The sequence below is a fragment of the Paenibacillus sp. FSL R10-2748 genome, assembly GCF_038005565.1.
In the GTDB taxonomy this organism is placed as follows: domain Bacteria; phylum Bacillota; class Bacilli; order Paenibacillales; family Paenibacillaceae; genus Paenibacillus; species Paenibacillus polymyxa_B.
This window is the reverse complement of the sequence record NZ_JBBOTK010000002.1, coordinates 293,099-308,330: the sequence shown is the minus strand read 5'-3', so window position 1 is coordinate 308,330 and position 15,232 is coordinate 293,099. Positions and strand designations below refer to the sequence as shown.

The 15,232-nt window shown below is 45.2% G+C and carries 14 protein-coding genes and 2 pseudogenes; 11 read left to right on the top strand and 5 right to left on the bottom strand.

The annotated features are described in order from the left end of the window. Position 1: 1 nt before the first annotated feature. Positions 2–865 carry a class I SAM-dependent methyltransferase gene (locus tag NSS66_RS07945; protein WP_028540694.1) on the bottom strand — a complete coding sequence of 288 codons (864 nt, stop codon included), beginning with the start codon at positions 863–865 and terminating at the stop codon, positions 2–4. A 364-nt stretch (positions 866–1,229) separates the two neighbouring features. Between NSS66_RS07945 and NSS66_RS07940 the strand changes: the two are divergent. The 11 genes and pseudogenes from NSS66_RS07940 to NSS66_RS07890 form a co-directional block, all read left to right on the top strand. Then, positions 1,230–1,373 (top strand): annotated as a pseudogene (locus NSS66_RS07940) (hypothetical protein); the annotation flags it as partial. A gap of 107 nt (positions 1,374–1,480) precedes the next feature. Next, positions 1,481–1,939, top strand: coding sequence for a flavodoxin (locus NSS66_RS07935; RefSeq protein ID WP_034095047.1), 459 nt, complete (start codon positions 1,481–1,483; stop codon positions 1,937–1,939). A 20-nt stretch (positions 1,940–1,959) separates the two neighbouring features. After that, positions 1,960–2,773, top strand: a pseudogene (locus NSS66_RS07930) (hypothetical protein). A gap of 357 nt (positions 2,774–3,130) precedes the next feature. Beyond that, the gene (locus NSS66_RS07925) at positions 3,131–3,784 is read left to right on the top strand and encodes an HlyD family secretion protein (RefSeq protein WP_023989065.1); all 654 of its coding nucleotides are present in this window, start codon (positions 3,131–3,133) and stop codon (positions 3,782–3,784) included. Between the two features lie 15 nt (positions 3,785–3,799). Next, positions 3,800–5,317, top strand: coding sequence for a DHA2 family efflux MFS transporter permease subunit (locus NSS66_RS07920; RefSeq protein WP_023989064.1), 1,518 nt, complete (start codon positions 3,800–3,802; stop codon positions 5,315–5,317). A 68-nt stretch (positions 5,318–5,385) separates the two neighbouring features. Then, positions 5,386–6,852, top strand: coding sequence for an efflux RND transporter periplasmic adaptor subunit (locus NSS66_RS07915; protein WP_023989063.1), 1,467 nt, complete (start codon positions 5,386–5,388; stop codon positions 6,850–6,852). Positions 6,853–7,074: 222 nt separating this feature from the next. After that, the gene (locus NSS66_RS07910) at positions 7,075–7,917 is read left to right on the top strand and encodes an STM4015 family protein (RefSeq protein ID WP_028540697.1); all 843 of its coding nucleotides are present in this window, start codon (positions 7,075–7,077) and stop codon (positions 7,915–7,917) included. Positions 7,918–7,983: 66 nt separating this feature from the next. Further along, positions 7,984–9,324 (top strand): STM4014 family protein, encoded by a 1,341-nt coding sequence (locus NSS66_RS07905; protein ID WP_069079738.1) that lies wholly within the window; start codon positions 7,984–7,986, stop codon positions 9,322–9,324. Continuing rightward, positions 9,317–10,099 carry an STM4013/SEN3800 family hydrolase gene (locus NSS66_RS07900; RefSeq protein ID WP_069079737.1) on the top strand — a complete coding sequence of 261 codons (783 nt, stop codon included), beginning with the start codon at positions 9,317–9,319 and terminating at the stop codon, positions 10,097–10,099. Before NSS66_RS07905 ends, NSS66_RS07900 begins: the two co-directional genes overlap by 8 nt. Positions 10,100–10,168: 69 nt before the next feature. After that, positions 10,169–11,587, top strand: a complete 1,419-nt coding sequence (locus tag NSS66_RS07895) for an STM4012 family radical SAM protein (protein ID WP_340958728.1) — start codon at positions 10,169–10,171, stop codon at positions 11,585–11,587. Beyond that, on the top strand, positions 11,584–12,438 hold the full coding sequence (locus NSS66_RS07890) for an STM4011 family radical SAM protein (protein ID WP_340858442.1): 855 nt from the start codon (positions 11,584–11,586) through the stop codon (positions 12,436–12,438). Before NSS66_RS07895 ends, NSS66_RS07890 begins: the two co-directional genes overlap by 4 nt. A 156-nt stretch (positions 12,439–12,594) precedes the next feature. Here the strand turns inward: NSS66_RS07890 and NSS66_RS07885 are convergent, their stop codons facing one another. The 4 genes from NSS66_RS07885 to NSS66_RS07870 all read right to left on the bottom strand — a co-directional run bounded on the left by NSS66_RS07885 (position 12,595) and on the right by NSS66_RS07870 (position 15,143). Next, the gene (locus NSS66_RS07885) at positions 12,595–13,416 is read right to left on the bottom strand and encodes an N-acyl homoserine lactonase family protein (protein ID WP_044647803.1); all 822 of its coding nucleotides are present in this window, start codon (positions 13,414–13,416) and stop codon (positions 12,595–12,597) included. An 84-nt stretch (positions 13,417–13,500) separates the two neighbouring features. Next, positions 13,501–14,130: a TetR/AcrR family transcriptional regulator gene (locus NSS66_RS07880; RefSeq protein WP_340958727.1), complete on the bottom strand. Its 630-nt coding sequence runs from the start codon at positions 14,128–14,130 to the stop codon at positions 13,501–13,503. A gap of 275 nt (positions 14,131–14,405) precedes the next feature. Continuing rightward, the gene (locus NSS66_RS07875; RefSeq protein ID WP_044647775.1) at positions 14,406–14,684 is read right to left on the bottom strand and encodes a YxcD family protein; all 279 of its coding nucleotides are present in this window, start codon (positions 14,682–14,684) and stop codon (positions 14,406–14,408) included. A 3-nt stretch (positions 14,685–14,687) separates the two neighbouring features. Continuing rightward, complete coding sequence (locus NSS66_RS07870; protein WP_076159232.1) at positions 14,688–15,143, bottom strand: hypothetical protein; 456 nt, start codon at positions 15,141–15,143, stop codon at positions 14,688–14,690. Positions 15,144–15,232: the final 89 nt, after the last annotated feature.

Below are 15,232 nucleotides of genomic sequence, written 5' to 3'. Positions count from 1 at the left end.
TTTAAGCCTCCCAGCGTCCGAGAATACCACAAGGCAAATTCAATCCCGAGCGTGTGATCGGCAATCCAATTTCACCAGCGCTAATTTGGCCGCCGTACTTTTGTTGCATGGTCATGCTCAGCATGTTGCGCAATACAGTAGGCGAAATACCTGTAGTATAAGAGTTAATCAGCATGAACAGCGGTTGATCTGAAATAATGCTCATGCAGGATTCGAGAAACGGGTATAAGCTTTCTTCAAGCTTCCAAGTTTCTCCGTTTGGTCCGCGTCCGTAAGAAGGAGGGTCCATAATAATGGCATCATAACGGTTGCCCCGACGTTGTTCTCGTTGCACGAACTTGAATACGTCGTCCGTAATGAAGCGTACCGGACGGTCAGCCAGACCGGACAATTGAACGTTTTCCTTTGCCCACTGCACCATGCCTTTGGCGGCATCCACGTGAACTACACTAGCTCCAGCATACGCAGCAGCAGTCGTGGCTCCTCCCGTGTATGCAAACAGGTTCAGTACGGAAATTGGTCTGCCTGCGCCTTTGATTTTATCCATCATCCAGCTCCAGTTCGCTGCTTGCTCTGGAAAAAGACCGGTATGCTTGAAGCTGGTCGGTTTAATGTGGAATTTAAGCGGTCCATAGCTAATTGTCCAGCGCTCGGGGATAGGTTTTTTCATATCCCAGTTGCCACCACCGGAGGAACTACGGTGGTAATGTCCATGAACATTACGCCATTCGGCTGTTTCCTGGGCCAAAGGCCATATGATTTGCGGATCGGGACGACGCAGGACAATATCACCCCAACGTTCCAGTTTTTCACCACCGCCTGTATCCATTACTTCATAGTCTTTCCATTCTTGTGCTACATACATGTACAATCCATCCTTCAGCAGTCAATTCAGGATTCAGGCAGCAAGCTGCACAGAAATCCCCATATGGAGTCTATTGTACAACAAACCTCAGCAACAATCGAATGATTACATAAATAAGTAAGTAGTCAAATGGTCCAAAATATTTTTTCTAGGATGTACTTGTAATTATAGCGCTTCCATATTAAAATGAAATCAATCCCACTTGTACGTACAACCATCCGTTTTTTATCATAATAATGAAAAACGGATTGTATTGTACGTACATAATATTTTTTTATCAACACAGCTGAAGTTCTACTTCATTAAACACAAACTGCCTAAACTGCCTGTAGCCAGCGTTTTGTGGTAGACGAAGCCTTCGTTCGAAGCTTCTGCCGAAGCGTGGATTCATGTTGGCGGAGCGCATTATAAGGTAATGACCTATGTTGTAACTAATAATTTGTTTATCCATAGAGTTTATCTGCCAACAGCCGCATGTAATGCGGCTGTTTTGCGTATATTTCCATAAGATTAAACCTAGTTTTTGAAATTAACATTTGACAATGAGAATCATTATCAAATATTATTTGAGTAACAGGGAGTGAAAGCATCCCATATTTCAAATAAAGGTGAGGGATGAACTTGGGTAAAATCATGATTGCTTATGCCAGTTTGACAGGTAATACAGAGGAAATCGCGGAATTGATCGCCGAGGGCGTCCGTCAGGCAGGGCACGAGGCGGAGTTGAAGGCTTCGTATGATTGCAGCGCGCAAGAACTGCTCGCATATGACGGGTTCCTACTGGGTGTATATACATGGGGAGATGGTGAGCTTCCTGATGAATTTTTGGATTTTTACGAGGAACTAGACGAGCTTGATTTGTCTGGTAAAAAGACCGCAGTATTTGGCAGTGGAGATACATCTTATACGCAATTCTGTGGCGCAGTGGACTTGGTAGAGGAAAAAGTCAAAGAACGCGGCGCATCGGTCATTCAGGAGAGTCTGAAGATTGAATTTAATCCATTGGATGATGATAAGGAGAATTGCCGAGCTTACGGAAGACAATTTGCACAGGCGGGTATTGGGGTGTCCTGAGAAGAGAGTGAGGGATAGGTATGCGCAATAGCGATGGCTTAAGCGCCTTTCCTCTTCTGCACGACTATCAGCTTGAGGAGATGTGGAGAACTCCACAGCCAATTCGTCAATCACAGAGGAAAAGAGGGCGTGAGGGTTGGAATTGGCGGCAACGGGTTCAATATGCAATAGGGCATGCGCTGAACGAATACTTTGGAATGGAAGTAGAGGTGCGGCGGGAAGTCCCTGTCCAGTATGTGCTGGAGAAATGGTGGCCCAAGCAGTCAGACAGCTTTGAATCTTTGTTCCATTATTGGGATGTCAAAAATAAAGTGTCAGGTGAGTTGTCAAAAATTTGTGGCTTAAATAATGACTTGCTGGTACCTGTAATGCTGTATGAACAATTTTGTACGTCTGTGCCTGAGTTAGAGGTCAATATTTCGCTTATTGTTCAGGCTGCTTGGCAACTATCAGCAGAAGCAGATTCCCTGCTCATTCAAAAGTACATCGTTGACTATAACCCTAACGTTATTAGTACGTTCCAACATATGACAAATGTATTTTGTTATTATGCATTTGGAGCTCTTCCTCAGCTTATTGAGGTATATTGTCTGCTAGAAGGCAAGAAGGTCCGTTTCATTCCGGGACCTGCTTCTTTACAGCAATCTCTGGATTACGTGCGGCTATTACGGGATTCCAAAGAGGATGTACATGGGACGACAGAACGCTGCCGTTGCGGGGGGTTGCATGGAAAAGCAAGCTTCTCAAGGGAATAGAATGAATAGGAACACGAAGGAAGGGCAGGGGGCGAAAAACTGCAAACAACGGTCAGCTGTACCTACACCTTTCTCATAACGTTACTGTGTAACCCTTTAATTGTAAACTATCCCTTTTCGTGAAAGAGCCTTGGAAACAAGGCTCTTTTTTATGAAAAAAAATTATGAAAAAACTGAAAATTTATGTTGCCTGAATAGATAAATATATCTATAATATTTCAATGTACAATAGTTATATGAAAATATTTAAATATAAAAAGACGGTTTGTGGATCATGGATCAGATTGTCCTATGTACATAAAGTTAGTCCTGTCTTTTGCATGGAATGTTGCCATGTGTTTATTTACGTTCTCTATTTGGTTTAATGGCCTAATATTTCAATTTTAAAATATTAGCGTTGAATAATAAAATTTTTTGGACAACAGGGGTGGAAGAAGTGAGTAAGAAAACTGTATTGCCAATCCTCATTGTACTGCTCATTCTGAGCGGTGGAGCTATTGGCTACTATTATTGGTATCAAGCAACACACTTTGTTAAAAGTGACGATGCGCGCATTCAAGCCGATCAATATAAGGTAATGCCGCAAATCTCCGGAGAAATTAGCCACATTGATGTGGAAGAAGGAGATGTTGTTCAGCGTAATGAACCGATTGCCGAGCAGGATGTATCGGGGCTGGATGCGAGTATGATCAGCAAGTCCGTACTGCGCGCGCCGATCAACGGAACCGTTATTAAGATTTATTCGAAAGAGCATGAAATCGGATCGCCGGGTAGTGCTGTTGCAACTATGGTGGATATGAACAGCTTGTACGTATCCACGAACATTGAAGAAACCGATATTAACCGTATTAAACCAGGACAGCTTGTTGATATTACGCTTGATGCAGCAGGTGACCAGGTGATTCAGGGTAAAGTTCGTAAAGTGGGCGAAGCCTCCAACGCCGTGTTCTCACTCGTTCCTGCAGTGAACACAAGTGGTAACTTTAACAAGGTGACTCAGCGTGTGCCTGTAGAGATTGCTGTGAACAAGCCGAAGGATATGAAGCTTATCCCTGGAACGAACGTGGAAGTAAAAATTCATACACCTTAAAAAGGAGGGGTCCATGTGGCTGCCAATGATATTGCTGCTGCTCCTTCGACAGATTCTTCCAAAGAACGCTGGCTTGCCTTTTTCGCTATCGTTTTAGGCGCCTTTGTCGCCATTCTGAACAACAGTCTGATCAATGTCGCCATTCCTAGATTGACGACGGATTTAGGATCTACGACGACACGTATTCAGTGGGTTATTACAGGTTACACGCTTGCATCTGGTGTAATTGTACCGATTACCGGATATATGGAGCAGCGCCTCGGATACAAAAAGTTTTTGATTCTTGCGCTCAGCGTATTTTCGCTGGGAACGGGAATATGTATTTTTGCATGGAGTGATTCTTCCCTGATCGCAGCACGGGTGCTGGCTGGTCTGGGCGGTGGTGTTATTATGCCGCTGAGTATGACGATTATTTACAAAATTATGCCGCGTGAACAAATCGGTATGTCCCTTGGTATATGGGGGATCGCCGCAATGGCAGCGCCGGCTGTAGGGCCTACGCTCAGCGGATATTTAATTGAGTGGTTTAACTGGCGGTTCTTGTTTATTGTCAGTGTGCCAGTTGCTTTATTTGCAATTTTAATGGTTATTCTTCTAATCAAAGAACCGCCTAAAGTAGAGCCGAAGCCGTTTGATCTACCGGGCTTTTTGCTGGCCGCAACTTGTGCCGGAACACTTTTGTACGCACTGACAAACGGACAGCGTGATGGCTGGACTTCTTTTGGAATTGTATCCTTGCTGTTTGTTGCTTTCTGGGCACTTGTTTTTCTGATCTATGTAGAAAGCGGGAAGGATAATGCGGTAATTGAAATCTCATTATTCAAGAATTCAAAATATACGATTAGTGTTATTGCTTCCAGTCTGGTCATGATGGGGATGTACGGAGGAACGTTCCTAACACCGTTGTTTTTGCAAAATATCCAGCGTGTGTCACCGATTGATACCGGTATTATCCTCATTCCACAGGCCATTGCCATGGCGGCTATGATGCCTATTGCCGGGAAGCTGTTCGATAAGTTCGGCATTGTGCCTTTGGGACTTGTGGGCCTGACGCTAACCAGCTTTATGACCTATCATCTTCACCAGCTTACGCCAGATACTTCGCATGCCTGGTTGGAAACCGTAATGGCATTACGGGGTCTGGGAATTGGTATTTGCATGATGCCATTGTCCACGGTCGGCATGAATGCCGTTCATCCGAGCAAGGTAGCCAATGCGTCTACAGCGTCCAATCTGGTACGTACTGTGGCTGCATCTATGGCGATTGCGGTGCTAACCGCCATTATGCAAAGCCGTTCGGCTGCTCATGCCCAGCAAATTTCGGAGTCCATTACACCAGACTCGGCTCATACGCTACAAGCGACATTGGGCAGCTCATGGATGTCATCCATAAGTAGTTTAATCACACTGGATGCTACATCAAGAGGAATTGGGGATACGTTCCTCATTTCATCCATACCGCTGTTTTGCACGATTCCACTAATCTTTTTGTTTATTCAGAGGAAGAAAGCAAAGACACAGCCGGAAGCATAACCAAAGAACTATAAAATACGACTGGATGGCTTACATTATTTCCACGGACAGAAAGAAAGGGAATTATCATGAAAATATTGAGAGTAGAAAGTACATTAGCGGCTTTAGTGCTCGGCGGCGCAGTGCTGGCAGGCTGCTCCAGTAATAGCGGGGCGGCTCAGGATATGGTCGTTCCGGTTAAAATCAGCCAAGCACAGCAGGGAATTATCGGACAGGGAAATATTTATACAGGAACCGTAACACCTTCGGAGACGGTGAACATCGTGCCTAAAGTGGGCGGCAAAGTGGTTGAACTGCCTGTGGATATTGGCACCGAGGTTAAAAAGGGTCAAGTACTGTTCAAGCTTGATGATAAGGACATGCGGAATAATGTTGCGAAAGCCCGCGCCGCAGCAGCTGCGGCAGCAGCCGGAGTAAGCACCGCTCAAGCATCCCACGAATCTACGATGGTTCAAGCAAACTCGGGCTTAGTGCAGTCCAAGAGCGGCGTGATTCAATCCCAAAGCGCAATCAATCAGGCACAGGGGGCTATTAATCAAGCCACTACAGCCGTAGAACAAGCAACACATGGTGTCTCCTCGGCAGCCAATACGGTGAAACAAACGCAGCAAGCTTTGGCAGATGCACAGAAAAATGTAACACGCACACAAAGTCTATTTGATGCAGGTGCGAGTACCCAAGCACAATTAGAACAAGCCAAAACAGCAGTTGTGAATGCGGAAGCGGCTTACAATAATGCACAAAATGCTCAGGCTAATGCGCAAGATCAGTTGGTAGCTGCGCAGAAGGCCCTAACTACAGCTCGCAACAGCTATGATTCAGCAAAAAATAGCTATAGTAATGCCAATAGCGGTTACAGTAATGCGCAAAATCAGCTCAAAGTATCTCAAAATACTGCGGTTATCGAGTCCAGCCAACAATCTTTTAAGCAGGCTCAGCTGAATGTGAACATTGCTCAGGATGCATTGGATGACACCGTTGTTACATCACCGATCAATGGTATTGTGGGTACGAAAAATGCAGAAGTGGGCGAAATGGTATCCGCTCAGTCTCCTGCACTGGTCATCGCTAATCTGAGTACAGTCAATACTTTGATCTATGTTCCAGCGGAACAGATCAACAATGTAAAAGCAGGTGACAAGGTACAGGTTCGTGTTGCAGCTTCCAACATTGTAACAACAGGTACAGTTAAAAATGTAAGCCCGTTGGATGCAAGTGGAAAAGGCTATCCTGTAAAAATCTCAGTAGCGAATCCAGACACGAAACTGAAATCCGGTATGTTGGCTGATATCAGCTTTGTCGCTGCCAATGCACAAGAAGGCATTGTGGTTCCTACTGCGGCAGTTCAAAAGGATCAAGGTAAAGAATATGTATATGTTGTAAACGGAGACCATGCGAAACGCAAGGAAGTGAAGACTGTTCAGACGGCAGGTTCCCAAACACTCGTTACCAGTGGTTTGAGCAATGAGGAGAATGTGATCGTGAATAATCTGGCATTGCTGTCCGATAACTCACCGATTACAATTAGCCAATAATTTGGCTCTAAACTCACGTACTATATAATAGTAGAAGTTTATTGTGAATATGCAAGACAGCCTGCTTAGCGGGCTGTCTTGTTTTTATTTCATTGAGCACATTTTACATAGGATTGATGTCGAAGCGGGACTATTTTTGACGAACATTGGTAGAATAGGATAGACTAAATTGGAAATAGATAGTTTACGAGATCTCAGACAAGCGATCGGAGGAATTGTAAGATGGAAGTGAAATTGGTAGTGGATTATGAAGCTTATGAGAATGGCCAAACGATGGCTAAATCTATTGAGGAACTGGCAGCCAAGCCGGAGAGCGCGCAAATTACTGATCTCATCATTGGAGATTGGGGCGGCGCCTATGAAAGTTCACCAGAGGATTTTATCCCAGTGTTAGTGAAGCTCAAAGATCAATTCCCTAAGATACGCAAACTGTTTATTGGTGATATGGAATATGATGAGTGTGAGGTTTCATGGATTAACCAGACGAATCTGTCCCCGTTGTTAGAAGCGTTTCCAGCATTGGAGTCCTTTCATATCAAAGGAAGCCAGGACCTGAGCTTGGAGCCGCTTCGTCATAGCCATCTTCAGGAATTGGTTATTATCTGTGGTGGCCTGCCTGTGAGGGTTCTTCAGCAAATATGTAATGCGGAACTGCCTGAACTACGCAAGCTGGAACTGTATTTGGGTGTCGAGGACTATGGTTTTGACGGTAACCTCAATGATATTTTGCCGTTCTTGGACAGCAATCCTTTTCCCAAACTTACATACTTGGGACTCAAAGATAGTGAAATACAGGATGAAATTGCAATTGCAGCAGCTAATGCCCCTGTGATTGGACAGCTGGAAGTGCTGGATCTCTCACAAGGTACGTTGTCTGATAAAGGTGCAGAAGCGCTGCTGGCTAGTGAAAGTATAAAAGGGCTGAAGCATCTGGATTTGAGCTATCATTATATGTCTAGTGAAATGATGCAACGTTGGAAAAGCTCGGGTCTATCTGTGAACGTGGAAGATCAACAAGAAGCGGATGAGGAAGATGATTGGCGCTATCCATCACTGACTGAGTAATTTGTTAAATGGATTTCTAAAACGGACTGTTTTCAAAATTAAAATGATCTAAAGTGAGGCGGCTCTATGGTTAGGATGTCAGACTGTAATGTCAGCGAGCCGTTTATCTTGTTCGGTAATCCGGGGAATCGTCGAACTACCGGGCTGCAGGAGGCGCGAAGCAGATTAAAGCTTCCGCCCGCTCTGGAGGTTTCCTATAAGAATGTGCTGGAAGCTATTCGGCAGAAACAAGGTCTGAGCGAGCTGATGTTGCGAATAGCTGCACGAGCTACGCAGGATAGCGTGAATGGCAGTTCTTTTGTGCAAGAGAGCATTGATCAGTTACTGGCGGGGCAGATGGACAGTGGTCCGCTGCTTCGTCTGGATGCACCGGGCGAAAACTTTGAGGTAGAGCGTGAGTTGATTGCTCTGGGCGCCTCGGATGTTGAGGGAGACGATTCTCTGTTGCCATGGCCCGAATGGACACAAGGCACAGGTATAGCGGCGGCAGAAGCGCGACGTCTGCAGGAGCAGGACGGTCGTATTTGGCACCCGGCACAATGGTTCCGGGGCTATTGCCGTCTGCTGGCCTGGCTGCGGGATGAAGTGCCTCTGCTCTGGCCCTCGTCATACTGGATGAATGATCCGGCGGAAGTGGCCGTAATGTTCGACAAACGGCGTTGTAGCGCCGATTTAGGCAAGGCAGACATAAGGGTCCCGCCAGTACTTGCATCTTCAGGTGGTGCATTTCGTGATGTTGATGATCTGCACACGGCAATGAAGGAGAGCGGGTTTCACCGCGTATTTGTGAAAATATTTTGTGGGTCCGGTGCTTCTGGTGTCATGGCCTATCAGGTACATCCCCATACACACGCGGAACTGGCGGTGACCACGATTGGAACGGAAATCATACGCGGACAGCGCGTGTATTATAATGCCGGACGATTGCGTCGTTATACGAATAAGCAGGACATTCATGCTATCCTTAACTGGCTATGCCTGGAAGGGGTACATGTGGAGCGCTGGATTCCCAAAGCGACCCTGAACGGGCGTGTTTATGATGTGCGTCAACTCGTGTGCGGATCAGAAGCTTGCCATGCGGTTTTGCGTTTGAGCCATAGTCCCATTACGAATTTGCATTTGCGTAATGAGCGGCTCTCGCTGAAGGAAGCCGGATTACCACAGAGTACGGTGGAATCGGTCCAGCTTACTGCGAAAGCTGCTATGAGTGTTTTTCCAGCCTCTATGGTTGCTGGACTGGATGTGCTGGTTCCGGCTCATGGGGGTCGTCCCTATGTGTTGGATGTTAATCCGTTCGGTGATTTGCTGTACCGGGTTGAACATCAGGGTTGGAATCCGTATGAATGGGAAATGCAGCACCTCGCTAATAGGAGCGTGGTTAGGGAAAGGAAAGACAGATATGACTGATATGAACCAAATTGTCGGCTCTCATGATATTGTCATGATTACGCTGGATACCCTGCGTTATGATGTAGCAAAGCTGGAGGAAGAGAATTGTCCGAATTTGTGCGGCTCCGGCTCGTGGGAAAAACGCCATACACCGGGTAGCTTTACCTATGCTGCACATCATGCTTTTTTTGGCGGATTTTTGCCGACTCCGGCGAATACGGATAAGACTTCACATATCCGACTGTTTCACACAAAGGATACGGGACTGCGTACGCATCCACATACCTGGCTGTTCGATGCCCCGGATATTGTGTCCGGGCTAGAGGGTGAAGGTTATCGGACCATCTGTATCGGCGGCGTTATTTTTTTCACGAAGAAAAATAAGCTTGCGAAGGTGCTGCCTGGATATTTTCAAGAAAGCTACTGGCGTATGAACTTTGGCGTTACCAACCCTCGTTCGACGGAGAATCAGGTGAATCATGCTCTGAAACTGTTGGGGAATACAGACCCGTCGCAGCGCTTGTTTTTGTTTCTGAATGTATCAGCGATTCATGGGCCTAATCATTATTTTGTGAAGGGCTCTGCTAAAGATTCAGTGGAGTCTCAACGGGCAGCCTTACGGTATGTGGATGGTGAACTTGGACGTTTGTTTGATGCCTTACGAAATCGGGGTAAAACGTTTTGTATGGCTTTTTCCGATCATGGTACAGCTTATGGGGAAGACGGCTATGAAGGACATCGTCTGGCGCATGAGGTAGTCTGGAATGTGCCTTACCGCGAATTTATATTATAGAGCAAATAGAAATATAGATTGCACTGGTAAAATATCAAGAAATCAATCCAGCGCGAGGGAGGAGCAGAAATGAAAGCCGTGAATCTGAATCACTCGCATCCAACGGGTGCGGCAGCCCAGGAGATATATACAAACTTAACACCGTCTAGGTTTCAGTGGCCTGAAACTCCTGTTGAATGGGCACGCACGATCCGTGAAGCTCCCTATCGCTCCTATCTGTACTCTTACCCACATAAAACGGCCTATCGTCCGTTTGATACACCGCTCTCGTTGCAGGAGTTGTGGGAGAAGGAGGAGTTAGAAAGCTATTTTTTGTATATGCATATTCCATTTTGCGCGGCTCGCTGTGGATTTTGTAATCTCTTCACTTTGCCGGACAAGCGTCTGGATGTACATAAGGAGTATGTGGATGCGCTAGAAAGACAAGCCAAGCAATGGGCACCAATTATGGGCCGTCGGCCTTTTTCGCGTTTTGCGATCGGCGGCGGTACACCGACCTTACTGGAGGCTCCTTTGGTGGAGCGTTTGTTTGACATTGCGGAAAATATAATGGGACTGGACCCTAAACGAGCTTCTATTTCGGTGGAAACCTCTCCTGATACTGTGACTGAGGATAGGTTGGAGGTGCTCAAGCGCCGCGGGACAGATCGTGTCAGCATGGGAATTCAGAGCTTTGTGGAATCAGAAAGTGCCGCCATATACCGACCTCAGAAGCCAAAACTTGTTAGAGAAGCACTTGAGCGGCTGGTGGAATACAACTTTCCTTTGCTGAACGTGGATCTGATCTATGGCCTGCCTGGTCAAACGGTGGGAACCTGGCTGTATTCTTTAGAGGAAGCACTGTCTTACTCGCCAGGAGAGATTTTTCTTTACCCGTTATATATTCGAGAAAATACGATTTTAAAGCCAGGCTACACCGGGCTGGATCATGATATTCGCCTTACTTTGTATGAAGTGGCGCGTGAACGGCTCAAACAGGCAGGATATGTACAATATTCCATGCGCCGTTTTGCTAAAAATGATGGTATATCCAGCAAAGAGCTTTTGCCCTACAGTTGTCAGGAGGAAGGTATGGCCGGTCTGGGGTGTGGTGCACGCTCCTATACACGCAATGTCCACTATGCTAGCCGTTATGGTGTTAGTGCAGCAGCTACGCGTAGTATTATCGCAGATTATGTTGCTGCGGAACGTCATGATCTGGCTGACTACGGCTTTATTTTAAATGTGGATGAGAGTAAACGACGCTTTATCTTAAAGGCGCTTCTTCATCGGGAAGGTTTGGAGCTATCGGCCTATGCAGAGCGCTTCGGTGTATCCCTGTCGGACGATTTTACAGGAATGTCGTTGCTGCTGGAATCTGGTATGGCTGTCGTCGAGGAGGGTACGCTGCGACTTACAGAAGAAGGAATGGCCTATTCCGATGCGATTGGGGACTGGATGATCTCCACGTCAGTGCGTGAGCGCATGGAAGGATATGTAGGCGCATGAGAGCGACCTTATATTATCGTGGTTCGTTGACCTCTTGCAACTATGCTTGTCCTTACTGCCCGTTCAGTAAAAACGTTGATAGTCGGGAAACGTTGAACAAGGATCGGGCCCAGTTGGAACGTTTTGCTGATTGGGTACGGGAACAGGGCGCTTTGGGGCATCGTCTCTCTATTTTTTTTAATCCGTATGGAGAAGCCTTAATTCATTCCTGGTATCGCAAGACCATGATTGAGTTTTCCCACATGGCGCATGTGGAAAAAGTGGCGGTACAGACGAATCTATCGACTAAGCTGGATTGGACGCAAGAACTGAACCCGGAGACTGCTGCGCTGTGGGCTACATATCACCCTGGAGAGACGAAAGAGCAAGTTTTTATATCGCAGGCTATAAAGCTATATGAACTTGGTATTTCCTATAGTGTCGGTACCGTCGGGTTAAGACAGGCATTTCCGGCTATTCGTTCCTTACGATCGCAACTTCCAAAGGATGTTTATTTGTGGATCAACGCCTACAAGGATCGCCCCCATTATTATACGGATGCCGAGATGGACGAATTGGCTGTAATCGACCCCTATTTCCAATGGAATTTGCAGGATTACAGCAGTCAGGGGCGAGCATGTCGTGCCGGAGAGGATGTATTTTATGTTCAAGGCGATGGACGTGTAAAGCATTGCTATCAGGATCGACGTGTAATTGGGCATCTGTACAGGGATGGCTTGGAAGGTCTGAGCGGCAAGCGCCCGTGTCGGATGAAAGAGTGCGGCTGCTATATCGGCTATATCCATATGGAGGAGCAGCCGTTTCGGGAAATGTACGGTCGCGGCTTGCTCGAAAGGGTGCCGCAAAGGTAGATGAATTCAAACTTCTAATGGTAGCTAAAATACTGTAGTGTGGTATACCGATTTGACTAATGCAAATGAGCCCATCACCGATTGCTTGGAAGTTGATTTATTTCCAATTGGCATCGGGATGGGCTTTTGCTTAACGCCCCCCAAAGATATGACTCATCATAACACAATCGTATGCGGCTTAATGTCTGGGTCATGATTAGCGATCACTTCTATACAGTTAGGTTCATTACTCATATGTTTGACCCACTTCAACGATTCAATGGCCTGTTGTTTATTAACAAGTACACCCTGAAGAATCATTTCCTCCCAAGACTTTTTTGCATATCCTGTATCGCTAGTTAAGAGAACAAATTTCCCGTTATTTTTTACAATAGTAGCTGACAAACCATGGGAATGACCAGGAGTGTGCACAAAAATTAAAGATTCATCACCAAATAAGTCAAATGACTGATGTTGTGGACCATATTCTGATGGTTTAAAAGAGAAGGTCCTGATCGGGACTCCTTCCCACATATGTTGTAAGTAGCGATGTTTGCTTTTGGGCGCGGCTTCCCATTCAATGTCACTAGTCAAAATATTCTTAGCTTTGCTTACCAGTTTAATACCGCTCGCATGATCAATATCGAGATGGCTTAAAATGACATAATCTAAATTCTTTATTTTCACACCCAAATTCTGAAGTTGTTCATCAATTGCCTGACCTTCTGGAAGAATAGCTTTATTAATTTGGTAATGAATTCTACCCATGTATTTGCGCTGATCTTTACGTACATCGGTGTGCCAACCGGTATCAATTAATACGAGGCCCTTAGGATGTTCGATTAAATAAGCGGAAACAGGCAGCTTATTCTGATATTTTTTTGACCTGAAAATCCCTGTAAAAGCAATAGGGTTGAGTGTGTTTTGGTTAAATGGCAGAGCCATGTCGGTTTGAACTTGGCCGCAGTGCAGTACATGAATTTTAATCGTTTCAGACATTATAATAACCTCAGCTTTCGTCAGCAATTTAAATTTCATTAACCGGTTGTTGAATTTAATTTCCTATTAAACCCCTTGACACGATTATGATGTCAAGGGGTTCCATAAATTGAGCATATGATCAATAATTTGTTCCCTGGTAATATCTCTGGAAAGGTCGCTTAATAATTCAATATTGATCAATTTGCTTACAATATCCTGTATACTCATAGACATGAACTGTCTAGCTGCGATTTCAAAGTTCATTTTACGTACTTCGCCTTTTTCATATCTTCTCTGCAAAAAACCTGCGAACCATTGGAGCCGCTCATGAAGTAAATTTGAAAGGTGAATGGTTTCAGAAAGCTCCATCACATCACTTTCTCTGAACAAAATACGCATGAGTTCTATGTCCCCCGTAAACAATTCATTTCCCAATTCATATATCTTTTTCAATGCTTCCTTTAATGGAAGGGATTCTAAATCTGAATTAGATGAATTAAGTTTTCCTAGTTGTTCTTCGAATCCTTCTTGAATAAGAACAGTCAGCAATTCTCTTTTCCCACCAGGAAAATAATGATACAAAATGCCATCTGCCATATTTAATGCTCTATGAATGCTTCTTACTGTAGTTTTATGATAGCCTTCCCTAAAAAACAGTATTTTAGCTTGTTGCAGAATTTTTCGACGTGTTTCTGCAGCTTGGATCTGTCGAGAGTTTTTTGGAGTATGCACTACATACATCATCTTCTTTCATATTCATTAACCGTCCGTTGAATGAAATATATAATAATTAAATTAAAGTGTCAACCGCATTAAGTGCCTGATCAATAAATAAGGATGTGGCTGGGCCTTTACTGGAGCTACGTACTTCACACTATATTTCCACATTTCGAAGAAGCTATAACAAAAAACGGTGTCAAAAAAAGAACCGACCCTTGCATCAAGCAAAGGTCGGTTCTGATGTTGTATAGCGTGCTTAGCACGACTAATCTATGCGAAATGCAGAGTTAGTTCTGGACAATGGCTGTAATTTCTTCGTCCAGATCCAGTCTGACCTGCTCGCGATAGGCACGGATATTGTACTCGGAATGCAGGTATCTCAGAATTGCTTCAATCATATTGGCTTCCACCAGATATTGACTGCGGCCCTGTACATGGACTTCTGCTGAATAACCTGTATCCTCTTCCCAGCTTAATTCTACTGTCACATCAGTGGGCTGGACACCTTTGCGTTCAGCCATATGCAAGCAAATAGCGTTGACAATCTCATCCATACTCAAAATCATAGCTTAGTAACGTCCTCCGCGGGAATCATCTGGTCTGCGACGATTTTTAATAGCACGGTAGATACCTACTCCGGCCATGATCAGGACATAAATGGCGAGAACGTTAACGGCAAGGCCAAGCAAGCTGCCTAATGCGCCCATGTTACCGAACAATCCACCGAAGAGCATACCTGCCAAACCGCCCAGCATCATACCTTTCAGGAATCCGCCGCCACCGCCAAGGAATCCACCAGTTCTGCTTGTATTACCGGCAGTTGCCCCTGACTTGGTTCCGCTATCTGACTTATTGATGCCATTGCTGTCATTCGCCTTGCTTGGTGTAGATTGGTATGATTTAGGCCCGGATTTAAACCCGCCGCCTCGCCTTGCATCAGCTGTAGATGGTGCGATCATAGCAATGAGTAGGGTAAAAGCCATCATCAGCATCATCATATTTTTCAAAGTGAATGTTTTTTTCATGTAAATATATCCCCCTTAGTAAATTTTTTTATAGGTCAAACAACCGCTTACCAGTAATACGAATGGCATGGAAAAGGGTTTCAAAGAAT

Bases quoted from the DNA above. Each gene is read 5' to 3' on its own strand.
- NSS66_RS07945 (WP_028540694.1), bottom strand. From the start codon at position 865: ATGTATGTAGCACAAGAATGGAAAGACTATGAAGTAATGGATACAGGC.
- NSS66_RS07935 (WP_034095047.1), top strand. From the start codon at position 1,481: ATGAACTTGGGTAAAATCATGATTGCTTATGCCAGTTTGACAGGTAAT.
- NSS66_RS07915 (WP_023989063.1), top strand. From the start codon at position 5,386: ATGAAAATATTGAGAGTAGAAAGTACATTAGCGGCTTTAGTGCTCGGC.
- NSS66_RS07910 (WP_028540697.1), top strand. From the start codon at position 7,075: ATGGAAGTGAAATTGGTAGTGGATTATGAAGCTTATGAGAATGGCCAA.
- NSS66_RS07905 (WP_069079738.1), top strand. From the start codon at position 7,984: ATGGTTAGGATGTCAGACTGTAATGTCAGCGAGCCGTTTATCTTGTTC.
- NSS66_RS07900 (WP_069079737.1), top strand. From the start codon at position 9,317: ATGACTGATATGAACCAAATTGTCGGCTCTCATGATATTGTCATGATT.
- NSS66_RS07895 (WP_340958728.1), top strand. From the start codon at position 10,169: ATGAAAGCCGTGAATCTGAATCACTCGCATCCAACGGGTGCGGCAGCC.
- NSS66_RS07890 (WP_340858442.1), top strand. From the start codon at position 11,584: ATGAGAGCGACCTTATATTATCGTGGTTCGTTGACCTCTTGCAACTAT.
- NSS66_RS07885 (WP_044647803.1), bottom strand. From the start codon at position 13,416: ATGTCTGAAACGATTAAAATTCATGTACTGCACTGCGGCCAAGTTCAA.
- NSS66_RS07875 (WP_044647775.1), bottom strand. From the start codon at position 14,684: ATGATTTTGAGTATGGATGAGATTGTCAACGCTATTTGCTTGCATATG.
- NSS66_RS07870 (WP_076159232.1), bottom strand. From the start codon at position 15,143: ATGAAAAAAACATTCACTTTGAAAAATATGATGATGCTGATGATGGCT.